Annotated in this window: 16 protein-coding genes; 4 read left to right on the top strand and 12 right to left on the bottom strand. The window is 31.1% G+C overall.

Annotated elements, in window-relative coordinates; all coding sequences use genetic code 11:
• Positions 1-47: 47 nt before the first annotated feature.
• The 3 genes from Q0893_RS08785 to Q0893_RS08775 form a co-directional block, all read right to left on the bottom strand.
• A complete protein-coding gene (locus Q0893_RS08785; RefSeq protein ID WP_299274539.1) occupies positions 48-1,259 on the bottom strand; it encodes a hypothetical protein in 1,212 nt (403 codons plus the stop codon).
• A gap of 121 nt (positions 1,260-1,380) precedes the next feature.
• Entirely contained in the window at positions 1,381-2,367 is a 987-nt protein-coding gene (locus Q0893_RS08780) for a lipase family protein (protein WP_299274537.1), read from the bottom strand.
• Between the two features lie 106 nt (positions 2,368-2,473).
• Entirely contained in the window at positions 2,474-2,746 is a 273-nt protein-coding gene (locus Q0893_RS08775; protein ID WP_298901771.1) for a hypothetical protein, read from the bottom strand.
• Between the two features lie 210 nt (positions 2,747-2,956).
• On the opposite strand from Q0893_RS08775, the gene Q0893_RS08770 reads away from it, so the two are divergent.
• On the top strand, positions 2,957-3,604 hold the full coding sequence (locus tag Q0893_RS08770) for a methyltransferase domain-containing protein (RefSeq protein WP_299274534.1): 648 nt from the start codon (positions 2,957-2,959) through the stop codon (positions 3,602-3,604).
• A 1,139-nt stretch (positions 3,605-4,743) separates the two neighbouring features.
• Here Q0893_RS08770 and Q0893_RS08765 read toward each other — a convergent pair.
• The 6 genes from Q0893_RS08765 to Q0893_RS08740 all read right to left on the bottom strand — a co-directional run bounded on the left by Q0893_RS08765 (position 4,744) and on the right by Q0893_RS08740 (position 11,950).
• Complete coding sequence (locus tag Q0893_RS08765) at positions 4,744-5,835, bottom strand: DNA cytosine methyltransferase (RefSeq protein ID WP_299274531.1); 1,092 nt, start codon at positions 5,833-5,835, stop codon at positions 4,744-4,746.
• A gap of 4 nt (positions 5,836-5,839) precedes the next feature.
• On the bottom strand, positions 5,840-6,841 hold the full coding sequence (locus tag Q0893_RS08760) for a hypothetical protein (RefSeq protein ID WP_299274528.1): 1,002 nt from the start codon (positions 6,839-6,841) through the stop codon (positions 5,840-5,842).
• A 3-nt stretch (positions 6,842-6,844) separates the two neighbouring features.
• Complete coding sequence (locus Q0893_RS08755) at positions 6,845-7,933, bottom strand: ParB/Srx family N-terminal domain-containing protein (RefSeq protein ID WP_299274525.1); 1,089 nt, start codon at positions 7,931-7,933, stop codon at positions 6,845-6,847.
• Positions 7,934-8,575: 642 nt separating this feature from the next.
• Positions 8,576-9,814: a serine hydrolase gene (locus Q0893_RS08750; protein WP_299274522.1), complete on the bottom strand. Its 1,239-nt coding sequence runs from the start codon at positions 9,812-9,814 to the stop codon at positions 8,576-8,578.
• A gap of 65 nt (positions 9,815-9,879) precedes the next feature.
• Positions 9,880-11,010 (bottom strand): acyltransferase family protein, encoded by a 1,131-nt coding sequence (locus tag Q0893_RS08745; RefSeq protein WP_299274519.1) that lies wholly within the window; start codon positions 11,008-11,010, stop codon positions 9,880-9,882.
• Between the two features lie 94 nt (positions 11,011-11,104).
• Entirely contained in the window at positions 11,105-11,950 is an 846-nt protein-coding gene (locus tag Q0893_RS08740) for a LytTR family transcriptional regulator DNA-binding domain-containing protein (protein ID WP_299274516.1), read from the bottom strand.
• A gap of 227 nt (positions 11,951-12,177) precedes the next feature.
• Between Q0893_RS08740 and Q0893_RS08735 the strand changes: the two genes are divergently transcribed.
• The 3 genes from Q0893_RS08735 (at position 12,178) to Q0893_RS08725 (ending at position 14,012) form a co-directional block, all read left to right on the top strand.
• The gene (locus Q0893_RS08735) at positions 12,178-12,993 is read left to right on the top strand and encodes a helix-turn-helix domain-containing protein (RefSeq protein ID WP_299274513.1); all 816 of its coding nucleotides are present in this window, start codon (positions 12,178-12,180) and stop codon (positions 12,991-12,993) included.
• Between the two features lie 65 nt (positions 12,994-13,058).
• On the top strand, positions 13,059-13,466 hold the full coding sequence (locus tag Q0893_RS08730) for a DUF1761 domain-containing protein (protein WP_299274510.1): 408 nt from the start codon (positions 13,059-13,061) through the stop codon (positions 13,464-13,466).
• A gap of 9 nt (positions 13,467-13,475) precedes the next feature.
• Entirely contained in the window at positions 13,476-14,012 is a 537-nt protein-coding gene (locus tag Q0893_RS08725) for a hypothetical protein (protein ID WP_299274507.1), read from the top strand.
• Here the strand turns inward: Q0893_RS08725 and Q0893_RS08720 are convergent, their stop codons facing one another.
• The 3 genes from Q0893_RS08720 to Q0893_RS08710 all read right to left on the bottom strand — a co-directional run bounded on the left by Q0893_RS08720 (position 14,013) and on the right by Q0893_RS08710 (position 16,446).
• Positions 14,013-14,693 (bottom strand): CPBP family intramembrane glutamic endopeptidase, encoded by a 681-nt coding sequence (locus Q0893_RS08720; protein ID WP_299274504.1) that lies wholly within the window; start codon positions 14,691-14,693, stop codon positions 14,013-14,015.
• 245 nt (positions 14,694-14,938) lie between these two features.
• Positions 14,939-15,652, bottom strand: a complete 714-nt coding sequence (locus Q0893_RS08715; RefSeq protein WP_299274500.1) for a LytTR family DNA-binding domain-containing protein — start codon at positions 15,650-15,652, stop codon at positions 14,939-14,941.
• The gene (locus Q0893_RS08710; protein WP_299274497.1) at positions 15,649-16,446 is read right to left on the bottom strand and encodes a sensor histidine kinase; all 798 of its coding nucleotides are present in this window, start codon (positions 16,444-16,446) and stop codon (positions 15,649-15,651) included. Before Q0893_RS08710 ends, Q0893_RS08715 begins: the two co-directional genes overlap by 4 nt.
• Positions 16,447-16,528 lie beyond the last annotated feature (82 nt).

Raw genomic sequence — 16,528 nt, 5'->3', positions numbered from 1 at the left:
AAGATTTTTTAATTTTAATAAATGAGCGATTGAAGTAAGGTTGGTAGCTAATTTGCCGTTAATGATATATCGAAAGTTAAATCATGATTTGCTGGATTGTAGTTTCTCCTGTCGACGGATTGGAGGTAAAAAACCATTTTATGTTCAACTCCGAAATTGGAAATTGGAATGCCATCAATATGTTCATTGTAGTAGATCATATTGCAGTTATAATCTGAGCATAATCCACATTTTTTATGACAACGTTTAATTGAATTATCAACATCAAAATAATAGTTCCCTTTCTCTAATACATCTTCCTCAACAACAAAAGCTACTGTATTTTTAGGTAATCTATCTAAGTTTCGCTTGTAAAAATCCTTGCTTTTGTTTCCTTCCCAATTGATAAGTTTTGAGGTTCCACTCGCTTTAATGGGACCAATGATATCTCCATCATTGTCGATAAATAATTGTAATGTAACCTCTCCTTGAATTTTTCTACAGTCATCGTTATGCACAGGAGTCTTTAATTTTGTGATATTAACATATAAAATACGTTTATTGGTATTACTATCTTGGACATTACGATCTATAGGAAGACCAGGGTAAATATTACTATCTTGAAGTCCATCATGATCTATATCTGTTGCAATGGCTACTTGGATTTTTTGATTCCACCAAAGTTTTAACACTCTAGTATCACAAGAACAGTTTCTATCATCACTAATATCACTTCCACCAGTATCACCCTGAACATCAATAAAAAATTTTAAGTCATTAGCTCCACCAGATATATATGCTGAAATATCCTTACTATTATCATCATCACAAAATACACCACCATCTCCACTCATGTCTAAAGATGCATATCCATAAGAATTTCTTGCCCAATTGGAAAAACCATTACCATTAAGATTTTCCTGTCTAAAACCAACTATGGAACTCTTCAAGTCTGAAATTCCGAATACTTTGAATCTTCTACTACCTTTAACAAAGACATTTGGGTTATTTACCCCTTCAAAACTGAACTGGATATCTAAATATAGAATACTCTCACTATCTGTTATATCAATCCACCATCTATTAGTTTGATTGAATTTAACGCGACCATTAAAATCTAAACCTCCTGGGCCTATAGTATCATCTTTAACATTTGGACAGTAGACTCCATTTAAAGTAGGAGTGAGTGCTGTTATTTCATTACCTATATCTATTATTTGGCCAAATCCTTGAATAATTATAAAGAGGCAAATCAAAAAGGTTAGATGTAATTTTCTCATGGTTATTAGTTTATTTAATGTTTTAAATAAACTTAACATATATCGAAACTCTTTTCAAGAGGGAATTCCCCTTTCTTAAAAGGGTATTTACCTCTAAATAGAAATTAAAAAAGTATCTAGGCTAAAGAGTACAAACGCCGCTGGAACCGCAAACACCTTTCATATAGCGGTATCCACAAGTAACATGATGTGCATCACCAACTTGTACAAGGCCAGCTTTTCCTTTTGTGAGTTCTAATAAAATCTCGCCAAAACGAATTAAGGGGTTAGAGGCAGGGAAACTATTATCAATAGCACCATGTTTGTTTATAAACTGCACATTTTTTTCACCTACAGGTTCATAATTCCATTGTGCAGCTTTATTAAGTAAATCCTTAATAATGTCTGGAAGTAATGGAAATTTCTCTAAAAGTTCAATAAAATCTTTACCTGGAGGTAAAAAAGGTACGAGGTCTAAGTAATTTTCAAAATTGGTGCTATTTGGAAATGCGCTGTCATAGTTAGCAGCAAAAGTAGCATCACCAGGTTTTGGGCCAGCAAAGGTTACAACATGATTAGCCGTAAATAATTTTTTATTCTTAAAGTATAAGGCGGCAATTGGAGACATAGCGCCACCTTTGCTATGCCCTGTAATATAAATGGGTTTAGAATTATCTGGATTAAGCTGACCTAAGGCATATAGGATTCCTGTTTCTAAAGACTTTAAAGCATCTAAGAAGCCCTCATGAACTTTCCCAGGGAAACCAGAAAGGTAAGGAACAGTATCAGCATAGAATATATTTTGAATCCAATCGGCAATAGATTGATCTGTAATAGGAAAAGGAGGTAAGGTACCTCGAAATGAAATGATAATACCTTCGGCTGTTTCACCGATAAAACACGCCTCAATCTTTAGAAACTCGTTAGGTTTTAAAGGCGATGCGACCACAACAAACGGATCTGAGAGTAATTTTATAGCATCATACTGATTAATGATGTTATGATTATCTGGGTTTGTGCTTGGTACAGGTCTTAAGTTTTTGCGATAAATACCATTAGGAAATGATATTTCGATAAGATATGCGGAAGCTGAAGCGCATAATAGTCTACAGTGATCAATAGTTGCCATAATTTGAATATTTTGATGTATTCAAATATAACCGCTGAAAACAAGAATATGTACCGTATAATTACGTGGTTTTGAAATCACGATATACTATACAGACCGCAGTATTTTAAGCAATACGCTTTTGATCGGCGTGCACAGATGCTTTAATTTGAAGCAAATGATTTACAATAGAAGATAGCTCAAACTTTAAGAGGCGCGCATCTTTCCGTGTAAAATCTTCTACATGGTGTTTGTAGATGGATTCGACACCTTTTTTAATAGAAATAAAATAACTATCGTCACTCGCATCAAAAGTAACAGAGCTCTTGAAATCACTTTCTTTTAGTAACCAATACGACAAACTATTGATCTGGTTGAATAAGGCTAAATTTTCGTCCATAATAGTAGATTTTAATAGTTTTGAGGGATACTCTAAATTACTATCAATCAGACCGTTTAGTGTTAAAAGGGGATGAACGACCAATAAAATCGCCAACCGAAATAGGAATGTCACGTTTTACCGTTGAATGACCCAATATGATGACATATGATGTTATAAATTGATGTTAATTAATGCCTGCGCATTGCATTTGTTTTTTAACTTGGTGTTATGAAAGTAGTTCTAGTATGCTTAGTGTTAGCCTGTTTACCATTACAAGGTTTTTCTCAATACAAAGAAATGGATTGGAAAGAGCGTGATACATGGATGGCTTTAGACACTATATTTAGTGCCATTGGTGTAGAAAAAGGAGATCGGGTCGCCGATATTGGTTGTCATGAAGGGTATTTAAGCGTACGATTGGCAAAAAAGATTGGCAAAAAGGGGAAAGTGTATGCTGTAGATCTTCGTACAGATCGTTTGCAGACCTTAAAAGACATATCGAAAGAGCGAAAACTTGATAATATTAAAACCATAGTTGGCGATTATGACAATCCGAATTTACCTAAAGGACGTCTAGATACTGTTATTATTATGGATACGTATCATGAGATAACAGATTATATGACTGTTTTGGGTCATGTTAAAAGTGCATTAAAACCAGGCGGTCAGATTGTGATTATAGAAAAACTAAAATCGCGTATAAAAGGTAAGTCTCGTGATGAACAGACTGACGCACATAGCTTAGGTCCAAAATACGTAGAGCAAGAATTGAGAAAAGCCGGATTTACAATTCGCTATGAAAATAATGATCTTGGTGATTGGGAGAATGATCCTGACAAGGTTATTTGGATGTTGATTGCAACTAAAGCGAAATAATCGATTTAGTTAGATGTGAGTATATAAGGAAGTATGTGAAATGACTCAATTATACTTGATCAGCTTTAGACGTCTTATTGACTTTAGATATTTTTATTTTACATACTATTCACGTAAAATGATCCAGTGGATGATTTTACTTGAATATCAAAAATGAAGAGTACAAGATATAATTCACTATATTTTTATTTTACATACTATACGAAAGTGATCATCCTGTGGATGATTGCTTTTGGATACGACGTAGATAGGCAAGAAGTCTTATTGGCTATAAATATTTCTATTTTACATAATATAAATTATAGTACAATTTGATACAATTAGCGTAATAGAGCGTTTTCGCTCTATTCGACATAATTGCAGATATAATATCACATACGTGATTTATATCGATAGTAATTATGTACAAGCTAATTGTATTATCCTATTTATATTTTTAAAACCCTGGAAATCCTCCGAGAATCTTGAAATACGAGATTCTCAACGATTAGGATTTTGTATTAAAAACTAATTATCCACTGGATCATCAGTTTTTAATAGTATGTAAAATATCCGTTACCAAACGCTCGATTGCTTTCATAAAATAAAATTACTATTGTAATTTATTTTATACGCTAATTATCCAACGCTTGCCAGCGCATTATAAAATCTTCACTTTTTGCTACGTTTTAAAAATCGCGTATTCGACAAAATGTACGTCATAAAAAATTTTAAGCGATTCTCAGAGCTTTATTTGTATTTGACATAATTATCCACTGGATGTTTATTTTCAAATAGTGTCTTGAAACACTATTTAGCGAAAGCTAAATACTTAAAACAAAAATTCAAGCTAGGTATTCTCAATATTGATACTCAATCAATATCTCAAATAGTATATAATTTGGAAACAGGAACGAATGTTAAGAAAAGGTCTTGTAGACCTTTTTAATGAAGTTGCCAGCTGGCGCGTTGAGCTCATTCGCTATATTTTAGACTATTTGACGTTTAGAAAATGTCTAGTAGACATTTTTAGTTAAATACGATTAGAAGTTCACTTTGTTATAGATGTGATGTATTCAAATACAATCATCCACAGGATAATTGCATTCTTATAGTCTAAAATATCGTCGTTCCACTCGCCTATTGTTTTGACCAAAATTTTATGAGGCCGTTTCTGCTTCTATTTTACATAATATACTATCATTTAAAGAAACCTGTTTTCTTTTAGGTTTAGATTTCTTTTTAATACTTTCCAAGTATTTTGATATATCCGAATATATTTTTTTAGCTAAAGCTTCAGCTAAATTAACTGGAACAGCATTACCAATCATTTTATAACCAGTATTTAAATTCTCATAAAAGAATAAAAAATCATCAGGAAATGTTTGAATTCTTGCACATTCTCTTATTGATAATCTTCTATATAATCTTTTACTTCCTTTAGCAAACTCCATTACATCTTTTTCTACTTTTACCATTTTTGGCGCTTGAGGATGCAATGAGGCTTGCCTCCCACTTGCTTGAATTGTATACGATGGCAAGTTCCAGTCCAATACTCTATTTCTAGACATAAAAATATATGAATACGTACCTTTAAAATATTCATGATTCGGAATAACACATTTTTTCGGTTGAGCTAAATTATCTTTTGAACTGATAGGCTTTATGGTAATATCTGCTAAATATTCTTTTACAAGTGTTTGATTCGTATTTTTCTTTGGTAATGAGAATTTTAAGTTTAAATCATTTCTATAACCAACAATTATGACTCTTTCACGTTTTTGAGGAACTCCATAATCTGCCGAATTAACCAAGTTAATTGTAACGTTATAGCCAGCTTTATTTAATAAATTTTTTATTAATTCCACAGACTCTTCATGCTTTTCTGACAGCATTCCTTTTACATTTTCTGCTAGAAAAAAGAGAGGCTTTTTATCCTCTAATATTCTTATATACTCAAAAAACAGCTTGCCTCTTGGGTCATTTATTCCTAAACCATTTCCTGCAGCGCTCCAACTTTGACATGGTGGTCCACCTATTAACCCAAAAATATTACTTGGAATATCTTTAGATGGAATTTTTGAAATATCACCTATCTCAATGTCTGTATTCGGGTGATTATACTTATATGTTTCAAGAATGTTTTTGTCATTATCGTTTGCCCAAATTACATTGAATCCAGCATTTTCAAAGCCTCTATCTAATCCACCACAACCAGAAAATAATGATATTAAATTAAAATCTCTATTCATTAAATTAAAAAGGAATTTTATTAGTCAATATATCATTTATTATTTGATTAGCAGGTAATCTATCGATAAATTCATTACTAGATTTGGTTAAATTATTCAAAATCCTTTCTCTATCAAATATAATTGCATTTCTATGTTTCCTATTTATTAACCATTCTCCGTCCAGCGTTCTGTAAGATCTTGGAATAAAAATCATTGGATATGGTTTAGAAGTTTTATTAAATTCAAGATTGTCATTCCAGACAGCAGGTTCGCATTCAGCAATTTTTCTTTTCCAATCTTTTCCACAAGCACATTGACCAAAAAATATAGGAATATTTAGTTTATTTCTGCTATCTAAAGGTATATATCCAAATAAGTCTAATCCCCCATCACCTGAATCTCTTGAATCAAAATCATCTTCATTGTAGGTAGTTGCTAAATCTCCCAACTCTACTCCTAGTTTTTTAATTTTTGCAATTAGTTTTCCTGAAAATTTATTCCCATGATTTAATTGATTTTTACCAAACAAAAACGATTTAGCTCTTTTTGGTAAAACCTCTTTAAATGCTTTTAATGAAATGTATTCAAATGATGAAGTTAATTTAGACGTTGCATTATTTGTCGAGTTATTCAGATTAGAAGATAATAAAAGTGCAATATAAATTTTTCTCTTTCTGGTAATTTTACTTTTCAACTTAAGCATATCTCCATCCACTTGATAAGGGTAGAAATTACCATATATTTCTTGTCTACTTTTCAAAAACTCTAACCAATCGTAAGCCATATTTGACCATTTGATATCAGCTTCTGATGAATCTTCATCATCAGTACCATCTGTTTTGTTTTCATTAATATAGTCTTTAGCAATTTGGCCAATTTCATCTATCATATCATCTCTAGACATCTCTCCATCGTAAGAGTAAATACAAACTAATTCTATATAATCAATCCATAAGTTTTTGTCCCGCACCTCATTGCCTTTATTATTTGGAGGTATTAATTTCCCAATTCTTTGAACTGCCATAAACTATAACTTGCTTTTAAGTTTTTCGATTACAACCTCTAAAGTTTTAGATATTCTTTTTGCAACTGAAAAATCTTCTTCAAGATTATCAGAATCCACATAGTCAAGAATGTTTATAGCTCTTTTTAACTCCGAATCTGCACTTTCTAATGAATCAAGGAATGCTTCATGTGGATCATCTGAAAGTTTTAAACTTTCAGACAAACTAGCACCTTTTTTAAATTCTAACAATGCTTCCTCGCTTGCAACTACTTCATCCAAGTCAGATAAATTCCTTGATTCTCCTAATTTAGTCTTTCCTTTTTCATTTCTTTCAAACATCCAATGAACTAAATCACCCAGTTTTTCTGGATCAAGATTTTCAGTTGGTTTTTGAGCATTTAAATTTACACCAACATAATCTGAAATATTGCTTTTTGCTAGAGCAGTATATAAAACACCAAAATCTAATGTAGTATCATCTAAATTTTCAACGTTATAATATTTTTGTTCATTAATCTGTTCAGCTACCTCTAAACCCACAAGTAAAAGCCTTACATGATTTGACTTACTTCCAATAGTTCGAGCTAAACTTCTATATTGCTCGTCTTTAGGTAAATCTGAAACAGATGATTGAAGTTGTTTAAGATATTTCGCTTTTGCAATTGGGCTCCATGGTTTGACACCTGTAATATGTCTGTAACCTAAATATTCTTCTATTTCATCGCGTACATCATAAATTAGCACAGGTATATTTTGTAAGTCATGCTTGTGATCTGCTGCTAATTTTATTAATTCTTCTACGGCAGATTTTTTCGTTTTTATTTCTGCTAAATTATTTAATAAATATAGAGCTGCAAACCTTCTATTTCCTTCAACTACATAATATTCGTCTTGACCTTCAGAAATAGGAATTACCAAGAGAGGTTCGGCAGGAAAAAAACCCTTTTCAGCTATTGAGCCCATAAGCTCTAATAAATTGGCTGACTTTAACATCCAGTTTATTACAGCGTCATTATTTGTACTATCTATGCTTGAAGGAATACGTGGATTTTGTGGGTCAAAATTAAGGCTTGCAATCGGTATTGGCTGGGTTTGTTTTATTTCTACCATAGAGAAAAAGATAAATTATCAGATAAGTTATAAACTTATAAAATTACTATTATATTTTAGGTTTTAATATGATATTATTTTCTATGTAATATTTAGACATATGCATAGTATTACAATACTAACCGATTAGAATATTCCAATCTGCTGTAATTATTAAAAAATAGGGAGAATTCAAATATAACAAATTCTGTAAGAATATATTTTATGGAAAGCCGTAAAGATTTTATACAACATTATTTAAATCCATTCCACACATATTACGCTTCCCTCCTACGTCGTCGTGTAAAAAGTGTTCCATTAACATCACAGAGAAAAAATTTGTCAAGAAAAAAATAAAGAAAATGATGTATTAAACTTTCGCTTTTAACCAAAGCTCAAGTTACATAACGCGGTACATTATAGTACAATTTGATACAATTAGCGTAATAGAGCGTTTTCGCTCTATTTGACATAATTGCAGATATAATATCACATACGTGATTTATATCGATAGTAATTATGTACAAGCTAATTGTATTGTCCTATTTGTATTTTTAAAATCCTGCACAATACTCCTAGAATTTAAAAATACGAGATTCTCATCGATTAGGATTTTATACGCTAATTATCGAACACATTAACGCCCATTGCTAGCTACTGGCGTTATTGGTTTAGTTTTTTTTCATATTCACCAAGTTTGTCCATAATCGCATAAAACTCCTTTAATCCATCCATACTTGTAATAGTTGTATTAATTATTAGCAGCTTCCCAACATTAGTTTTAGGATTAAAAAACATAAGAGTAGCAACTCCTGGGTCAAATCCGGTATGACCAATATTTCCGTCTCCACCAAATCCCATAAAAATTCCAGAATTATATTCGTCGTTATATTTATCTTCTTTATCACGCTCATCAAAATGAGTTTCGTCTAATTGTAGAGTAAATAATTCCCTATAACTTTTATGGCTAAGAATTGTTCCTTCCCCAAGTTTGCCTTTTATTAGTTCTGTTAGATATAGAGCTAAGTCATTAGCTGAAGTGATAAATCCACCATCTGGAAATGTGATTAAAGAATAATAAGGAAGCTCTGTTTCGTTTTTGGTGTAAAGTTTTGAGTGATTATACATGTTTACATCTTCAAATGACCATCCTGAATTAGACATCTTTAAAGGTTTAAGAATGTGTTCAGTTGTAAAAGATTCATAAGATTTCCCCGTTGCCCTTTCCAGAACAAGTGCAGCTAAAGATGCTCCAATATTTGAATATTCAAATTGCTCTCCTGGCTTTTTTTTCAAAAAACCATCTTTTTGATACCATTCTCCTTCCTTCTGAAGAATTGCCCTTAAAAAATCAGTCATAGCTATTTTCATATCTGGTTGATTCAGGGTTTCCGATAATCCTTCAATATCTATGAACTTCTCTTCTTTTAAAACATATGCCTTTTCATCATAATATTTGGTGTCTATAATGGTAGATGTATGAGTGGCTAATTGTCTAATTGTAATCGGAGAGTCTGGATAATAAGGGTTTGTTATATCAAAAGATAAATATTTACTTATTGAATCATCAAGATTAAGTTTACCTAGTTCTTGGGCTTTTAAGAGGGCTATTCCTATTAATGTTTTAGATATGGAAGCAATATTCTGAATAGAATTTTCATTATACTCCTTATTGTTTTGTAAGTCACTAAATCCGAATCCATTTTGATAAATAGTTTCAGACTGATTTACAATAGCCACAGAAAAGCCGTAAATGTGTCCACGATTATAAATTTGATTCAATTCGTCAGTAAGTGAGTCTCGTACTTGATAAAATTGTTCTAAAGAATTTTTAGATTGATTAGGTTGCTGTTTGCATGATATTATAGTGCAAATTGTTAAAAAAAAGATCGCATTTCTCATGTTTCATTTTTTAAATTAAGGACATTACTTATAGCTAATATGTAAATTTTAGAATAGTACTCTAATCAATGTATTGAATATTTTCTACCATTTAAAAATTTACCAATAAATGTTGACCTAACCAAGTAATGATAAGTTAAAAAACATATTACCGTTGAAATAATTAGTGTAATAAGAAACTTAACAATCGCTGGTAAGATCCATCCAGCAATTAAACCTGGGATTATTATTGTGAATGGAATGTGAATGAGATAAATCCAATAAGAAGCATCAGACGCATAGCGCATTCTTTTAGAGTTTGAGTTAAAATATCGAATAAATAACCCTATAATGCCAAACAGAAATAGTGACATAATAAGAGCACTCATTAGACCTTGTTCAACGTCTCCAATTACGTCAGAATATACAAATTGAATCGTAAATATTACAATTGCAATACTTACATATGCCCAATCATTTCGTTTAAAATTATTCAGTTGATGTTTCAATTTAAATAAAACCCAACCTACACCATAGAAAAACAAATAAAATATAAGAGCGTTAATATCTGGAATAAAACCTAGAGGTACAGGCGGTCCTAAATCCCAAATTAATAAAAGCAAAATAAATATAATCAAAGCAAAAATGAAGATTTTGCCTATGCTCTTTTGAAAAATAATATTAAATATTGAAGCAATAAAATGTTTTAATCGTGATACCTTATTTAAGACTAGAGCAATAAGCACTGTTAGTCCAGAAATAATAACTAGATAGTATAAGAACCATAAATGCAAAGTCCATTCTGGTATGAACTGATTGAAATTTTTTAATGTTTCTGCAAAAGCATTACTTTGGCCTTCAAAAAGCGCTGTTGAATATTCCAATGAGAAAACTACAATTGGATATAAAATCAACAGAAAAACAATAAATGGTAATAAAATTCTTGAAGCTCTATTTTTAAGCATTCTAACTTTACCTCGCTCATAAAACAATAAAGCTCCAAAAAAACCAGCGACAAGAAAGAATACAGGCATCCTAAACATATGGATGATGTTTTCAAGATAATTTAATGAAATAGAAGTAGCATTAGTATCTTTAGGCCAAGGCGCGTTAGTTCCAATTAGGTAAGTTTCCGTGGAATGTAAGACCAAACCTAACAACATCATAATTGCTCTTAGTGAATCTAAAGAATGAATGCGTTCAATTTTATTTTTCATTTGAATACTGGTTTTTAAATGAACCACAAATGAAAATATACTTGCATAAATATAAAAGTGCATCAGAGCATTTTATGCTGAAGTGCTATAAATTTTAGAGTGAACTGCTATTATACCATTTTCTAAATTTAGATGCTTTTAACCTGCTAACTATAATTTCTTCTTCAGTAGAATCGTGTTTTTTTATTTTAACCGAAATTTTACCATACGTAGACGAAGACATTGAGGCCACTTTGTCGAAATGAATAATGATGTTTCTCGTAACTGGAAAAAAGAAATGTTCTGGAAGAAGCGATGCTAGCTTTCTCAAAGTGCCTTGAAAGATAAAAATCTCTCCGTTCTCCATATGTATCTTAATAATTCCAAATTCACTTTTTGCAATTCTTATGTCATCTATATTAGCAAGATAGTCTCGATTCCTTTTTTTAAGTTTAATAGAACGGGCAGTAAGCTCTGGCTTAGATAATAATTCATCTAATTTGATGTTTACCTTCTTTAAATTCCATTCTGAAAAAACCCACTTATTATAAAATTGAACTGCCCATTTTATAATTACTAAAATCAAAGCAATAATAAAAACGACTAAATTGATAATAAGAATTTCTTCATTTGTATAGAATTCATCTGCTAAGTACCAATGATAAACTCTACCAAGCACATTTATAATAAATACTAATATTAATGTGAGATAGAGTAATTGAAAAAAAAACCGCTTTTTCGCTTCGTTATTCCAATTGTATTTTGCTTCTAATTTTTTTCCAACGAACCGATTTACTTCAGTAATTGGAATACAAAAAATGAATGCAGTTACAAATTCTTGCATAGATAGCCAATTTCCTGGATGACTTGGATTAAATAACATATTAATAATAAGATTAGCAAATGAGCCTAAGAGTAAGGGGTCTATTAATCTCCAAAAATTAAAATGCCTAGTATACATTATGCAATATGTTATTCAAATAGCTGAAAGTAAAAATAGTATATTAAATAATATTAAGAAAGGAAAGGAAAGGAAAGGAAAGGAATCAAACCATTCCACACACATCACTCACGCATCCTTATTGTTTTAAGAAATCGTGAACCTCATTCTTCGGTTTCCACTACTCTCCTATCGCCATTTGATCATTTTCAACTATATTGCTTTAATAATTATATAAATCATTTTAATTGATTAGTCACGCACATACCATATCGCCTAGCTTATCTAAATATGTGGCAGCAATGATCTACAATAAAGATTATTATCCAGAATGTGAAATGGACAAATATCTTCCAGACGGAACTATTAACATCATATTCGAGCTCACAGGAACAGATAAATTCATTTTTGATAATAACACTAGAAAGAAAAAGCAAGGCTACTCAGATGTTTGGTTTTCCGGAGTTCTTAAAGATTATATAACGATTAGTGCAGCAAGTGAAGAAATGATAGTTGTTGTATTTAAACCTGGTTCAGGGTTTCCTTTGATTCACAAATCTGTAAACCTATATACCAATAAAGTGGTTCAGGCTAATGAAATTTTTGGAACATCCATTTTAGAACTTCATACTCAGCTTAAAGCACCCACTTCTCCTCAGGAGAAATTTAATGCCATTGAAAAGTGGTTACTACCACAATTTAAAGAAGACGATTTTTATACTAATATCATTCACTTTGCCATAGATACAATTCAAAATTCATCATCAAAAATTAGTATCGCAAATCTTGCTAAAAAGACTGGGTTTTCTCAAAAGCAATTCATTCAATTATTTAAAAAATACGTTGGGATAACGCCAAAACAGTTTCATAGAATCATAAGATTTAATGAGATTTTGGCGGCTTTGGAGAACAAAGAGAAAATCTCTTGGACAGCCATATCTGCAGACTGTGGTTATTTTGATCAGGCACATTTCATAAAGGATTTTCAGTCTTTTTCTGGCTTGAATCCAAAAAAATATTTAAATGATGTTGGCGATTATCCCAACTATGTTCCTGTAAAGTAAATTTTTTACAATTTTCACTACGCTTATTGTCGTTAGTTTGCTTCTATATTTAAAACTAACATTCTATGGAAAGCATGATAATTAATCATTGGGCAGTATTTGTCTGTGCAGTAGTCAATATGATTTTGGGAGCATTATGGTATTCTCCTTTACTATTTTATAAGGCATGGAAGAAAGAAAATGCTTTAAGCGACGAAAAACTCAAATCTGCCAATCCATTAAAAACCTATGGCATAAGTTTTATTTTGGCTTATGTAATGTCATATAACATGGCTTTTTTCCTTGGAGGTGTCGATACCGATTTTACTTGGGGTCTCACAGCAGGTTTTTTAACAGGTTTTGGCTGGGCTGCGGCAATATTTACAATTATCGCCTTATTTGAACAGAAAAGTTGGAAATACATATTTATAAATAGTGGGTATATCATCATCTATTTTACTGTGATAGGTGGAATACTTGGTGCCTGGAGATAAATTAAAACTATGAAGACAATTATTTTTACGTTAGCAATTGCTATGGCGAGTTTGAGTTACGCTCAAAATCAGGATGAAGGAACCAAATTTCAAGGACATCAAAATCTAATTGGTGGCACATGGAAATCTACATCAGGAGCAGCATGGGGTGATGGTACACCTTTCAAATTATATATTGAATTTGAAGCTAGTTTAAATGGAAACATTATAAAATCTCAAACCAAAGGAAATATTAGTGAGAAAGCTTATGAATTTGGCTTAAGAAGCGAGGGCATTGTATCGTATGACAACGAAGAGAAGAAAATTAAATTTTATGAATTTGATGTTTTCGGAAACCTAACTACAGGAGAGGTGAAATACCAAAACAATAGTATGTATTATAGTTATAAATACGCAGCCTCAAAAACTAATTTAATTCTTACAGACTGCTGGGAGTTTATTGATAAGAACACTTATAATTTTACTGTTGGCGTTTATGATAACCTAAATAATAAATGGGAAAAGAAGTTTCTAGAAACGCAATTCAAAAGATCAAAAGACGAATAATTATATCAAAGACATCGTATTCATGGCGCAATGAGCAATAATTACTGGCCATAAGTTTCTACCAAATTTTACATATGCGATGCCCATAATGATGCCAATTAAAGCAACAGATACTGAACGTTCTGAAAAATCATAGGAATGTCTAAATCCCCAAATACACGCTTGAATTATAATAGCTAACGCCGTTTTAAATCGCAAATTTGAAAATAAACGTTCTAACCATGTTATTAGAAAAGCACGCTCTAAGAGTTCTTCTAAGGCAGATTGTATCCAAACAAAAATAATTATAGAAAACACATAGGCATAATCACCATTGCTTATTGTATACCCTTTAATTGTTCCTTTCGCCGCTTCATCACTCTCTTTAACTATTGAAAAAAAATCCTGTATAACATTAAAAACAAGTAACATGGCTATAATTGTAATGAACAGTCCTCCCGCTATTAAGACTGTTTTTGGAATGTCTTTAGGTCTGCGCAATCCTATACTTTTCCAAGTAACACCTCGTCTTTTCATTAGCCAAGTAGCCGCAATTAACGTTGTTCCCGAATAAAGAAAGCCCGTTACCAAATAATGCGTATTAGGAATTGAAGTTTCTCGAATTAGAAACATAATGGCTATATAAATGACTAAGTCTAGTAAATAACCCTTTGAATTTGTTTGATCGGTTGCAGTTATCATCTCTATACCTTTAAGTTTTGAAGCAATTCTATTAGACAGTTAGGTTTATTGAATCGTTTTCTTCAATCTTTTCGTTTAAAGTTTGTGCTTGTAAACTTGTGATAAAACAGATTATAAAAAAAATAGTTACTCGTATCATTGATGCATGTTTTCAGATGAATACATCAAAATTGAATAAACACAAGTTGTTATTGAAATGAAATAGACCTAGTAGGACATTTTATAGATGTTCTATAAGATTTTGTCTATGATGAAAAATCAGTATTGATGAATTTTTGAAACCTTTCTTTATACTTTTCGGAAACAGGAATGTACTTATCTCCAAAAACTATGCGATTGCGCTCAATTGTTGTTATCTTATTTAAGTTGACTATAAAAGAACGATGTACACGCATAAAGTGTTTTTCAGACAATTCTTCTTCTAAAGATTTCATGCTTTTTAAAGTGAGGATTGGTTTTTCAGAATTCACTGTGTAGAATTTTAAATAGTCCTTTAAGCCTTCTACATATATTAAATCTTTTAAATTAATCCTTAATAACTTATAATCAGACTTCACAAAGATATAGTCATCTATAGAATTTACGCGGTTGGGCTGATTTAGAATCTGTTGTTTGGCTTTATTTGCTGCGGCAAAAAATTCAGCATAACTTATTGGTTTTACCAAATAATCAATGGCGTTTACCTTATAACTTTCAAGCGCAAATTCTTCAAAGGCTGTGGTGAAAATAATTTTAGTTGGTTTGTTTAAAAGTAATTTAGAAAACTCCATTCCCGATAGATTTGGCATTTGAATATCAGTAAAAATCAAATCTACAGTTTCTTTTTCAATGATTTCAATTGCAGCAATAGCACTATTGCACTTAGCAACTAATTTCAAAAATGGTGTAGATTTAACGTAAGTTTCCATTAAGTCAAGCGCTAAAGGCTCATCATCAATTAAAATACAGGACAGTATCATTCTTTAAAATTAAGTGTTAGTGTTGCGAAATATTGCCTATTGATTTCCTTTGTAATCAACTCAAAATTATTCGGATATAATAGTTCTAATCGTTTTTTTAAGTTTTCTAATCCAATTCCAGAATCTGTTACTTTTTCTCTTTCTGGAAATGAAGAATTAGTAACTGAATACTTTAACCTATGATTATCAATCGTTAATTCAATTTTTATAAAAGAATGCTGTACTGCATCTATGCCATGTTTAAAGGCGTTTTCAATAAAAGAGATTAATAAAAGTGGGGCAATTTGTATAGGTTGATTTATAACAGGAAAGTTCTTTTCTAGTGTTAGGTTAGAGGATATTCGTAATTGCATTAAATCAATATAACGCTCCAAAAACTCAATTTCTTTAACCAAAGGAACTTTACTGGTTGAAGCATCATGTAATACATAACGCATCATTTTACTCATACTATGTATGGATGCCTTGGCTTTAACAGGAGAGCTATCAATTAATGCGTAGATATTGTTTAGTGTATTAAAAAGAAAATGCGGTTGTACCTGGTATTTTAAATATTTAATTTCTGTATCCAATTGGTTCTGTCTTACCTGTTGTAAGGTTAATTTATTTTTATTCAATTTGGTATTGATTTTTAAACCAACACACATTCCAATACTTAAAATTATTGGCAATATAACTTGAACCGTAGTCATTGCTCCGCTTCTAATTTCACCTGTTTGGACACCTTCAATGCTTGGATGAAATATCTTAAATTTTAAAAAATAACTTAAAATAACATATTGGATTATAATCAATAACCCATTTAAAATATAAAAGTGGACTTTTTTATTATTTAAAAAAAAGTGGTCTACTAAGAAGAAATAATTAATATAAAAG

The organism is uncultured Psychroserpens sp. (assembly GCF_947494225.1).
GTDB lineage: Bacteria > Bacteroidota > Bacteroidia > Flavobacteriales > Flavobacteriaceae > Psychroserpens.
Note: the sequence above shows the minus strand (reverse complement) of the source record. Positions and strands in the feature narration are given on the sequence as shown.

What these genes read in the sequence shown, in the direction of transcription:
- Q0893_RS08785 (WP_299274539.1), bottom strand. Translation starts at nt 1,259, where the DNA reads ATGAGAAAATTACATCTAACCTTTTTGATTTGCCTCTTTATAATTATT.
- Q0893_RS08780 (WP_299274537.1), bottom strand. Translation starts at nt 2,367, where the DNA reads ATGGCAACTATTGATCACTGTAGACTATTATGCGCTTCAGCTTCCGCA.
- Q0893_RS08775 (WP_298901771.1), bottom strand. Translation starts at nt 2,746, where the DNA reads ATGGACGAAAATTTAGCCTTATTCAACCAGATCAATAGTTTGTCGTAT.
- Q0893_RS08770 (WP_299274534.1), top strand. Translation starts at nt 2,957, where the DNA reads ATGAAAGTAGTTCTAGTATGCTTAGTGTTAGCCTGTTTACCATTACAA.
- Q0893_RS08765 (WP_299274531.1), bottom strand. Translation starts at nt 5,835, where the DNA reads ATGAATAGAGATTTTAATTTAATATCATTATTTTCTGGTTGTGGTGGA.
- Q0893_RS08760 (WP_299274528.1), bottom strand. Translation starts at nt 6,841, where the DNA reads ATGGCAGTTCAAAGAATTGGGAAATTAATACCTCCAAATAATAAAGGC.
- Q0893_RS08755 (WP_299274525.1), bottom strand. Translation starts at nt 7,933, where the DNA reads ATGGTAGAAATAAAACAAACCCAGCCAATACCGATTGCAAGCCTTAAT.
- Q0893_RS08750 (WP_299274522.1), bottom strand. Translation starts at nt 9,814, where the DNA reads ATGAGAAATGCGATCTTTTTTTTAACAATTTGCACTATAATATCATGC.
- Q0893_RS08745 (WP_299274519.1), bottom strand. Translation starts at nt 11,010, where the DNA reads ATGAAAAATAAAATTGAACGCATTCATTCTTTAGATTCACTAAGAGCA.
- Q0893_RS08740 (WP_299274516.1), bottom strand. Translation starts at nt 11,950, where the DNA reads ATGTATACTAGGCATTTTAATTTTTGGAGATTAATAGACCCCTTACTC.
- Q0893_RS08730 (WP_299274510.1), top strand. Translation starts at nt 13,059, where the DNA reads ATGGAAAGCATGATAATTAATCATTGGGCAGTATTTGTCTGTGCAGTA.
- Q0893_RS08725 (WP_299274507.1), top strand. Translation starts at nt 13,476, where the DNA reads ATGAAGACAATTATTTTTACGTTAGCAATTGCTATGGCGAGTTTGAGT.
- Q0893_RS08720 (WP_299274504.1), bottom strand. Translation starts at nt 14,693, where the DNA reads ATGATAACTGCAACCGATCAAACAAATTCAAAGGGTTATTTACTAGAC.
- Q0893_RS08715 (WP_299274500.1), bottom strand. Translation starts at nt 15,652, where the DNA reads ATGATACTGTCCTGTATTTTAATTGATGATGAGCCTTTAGCGCTTGAC.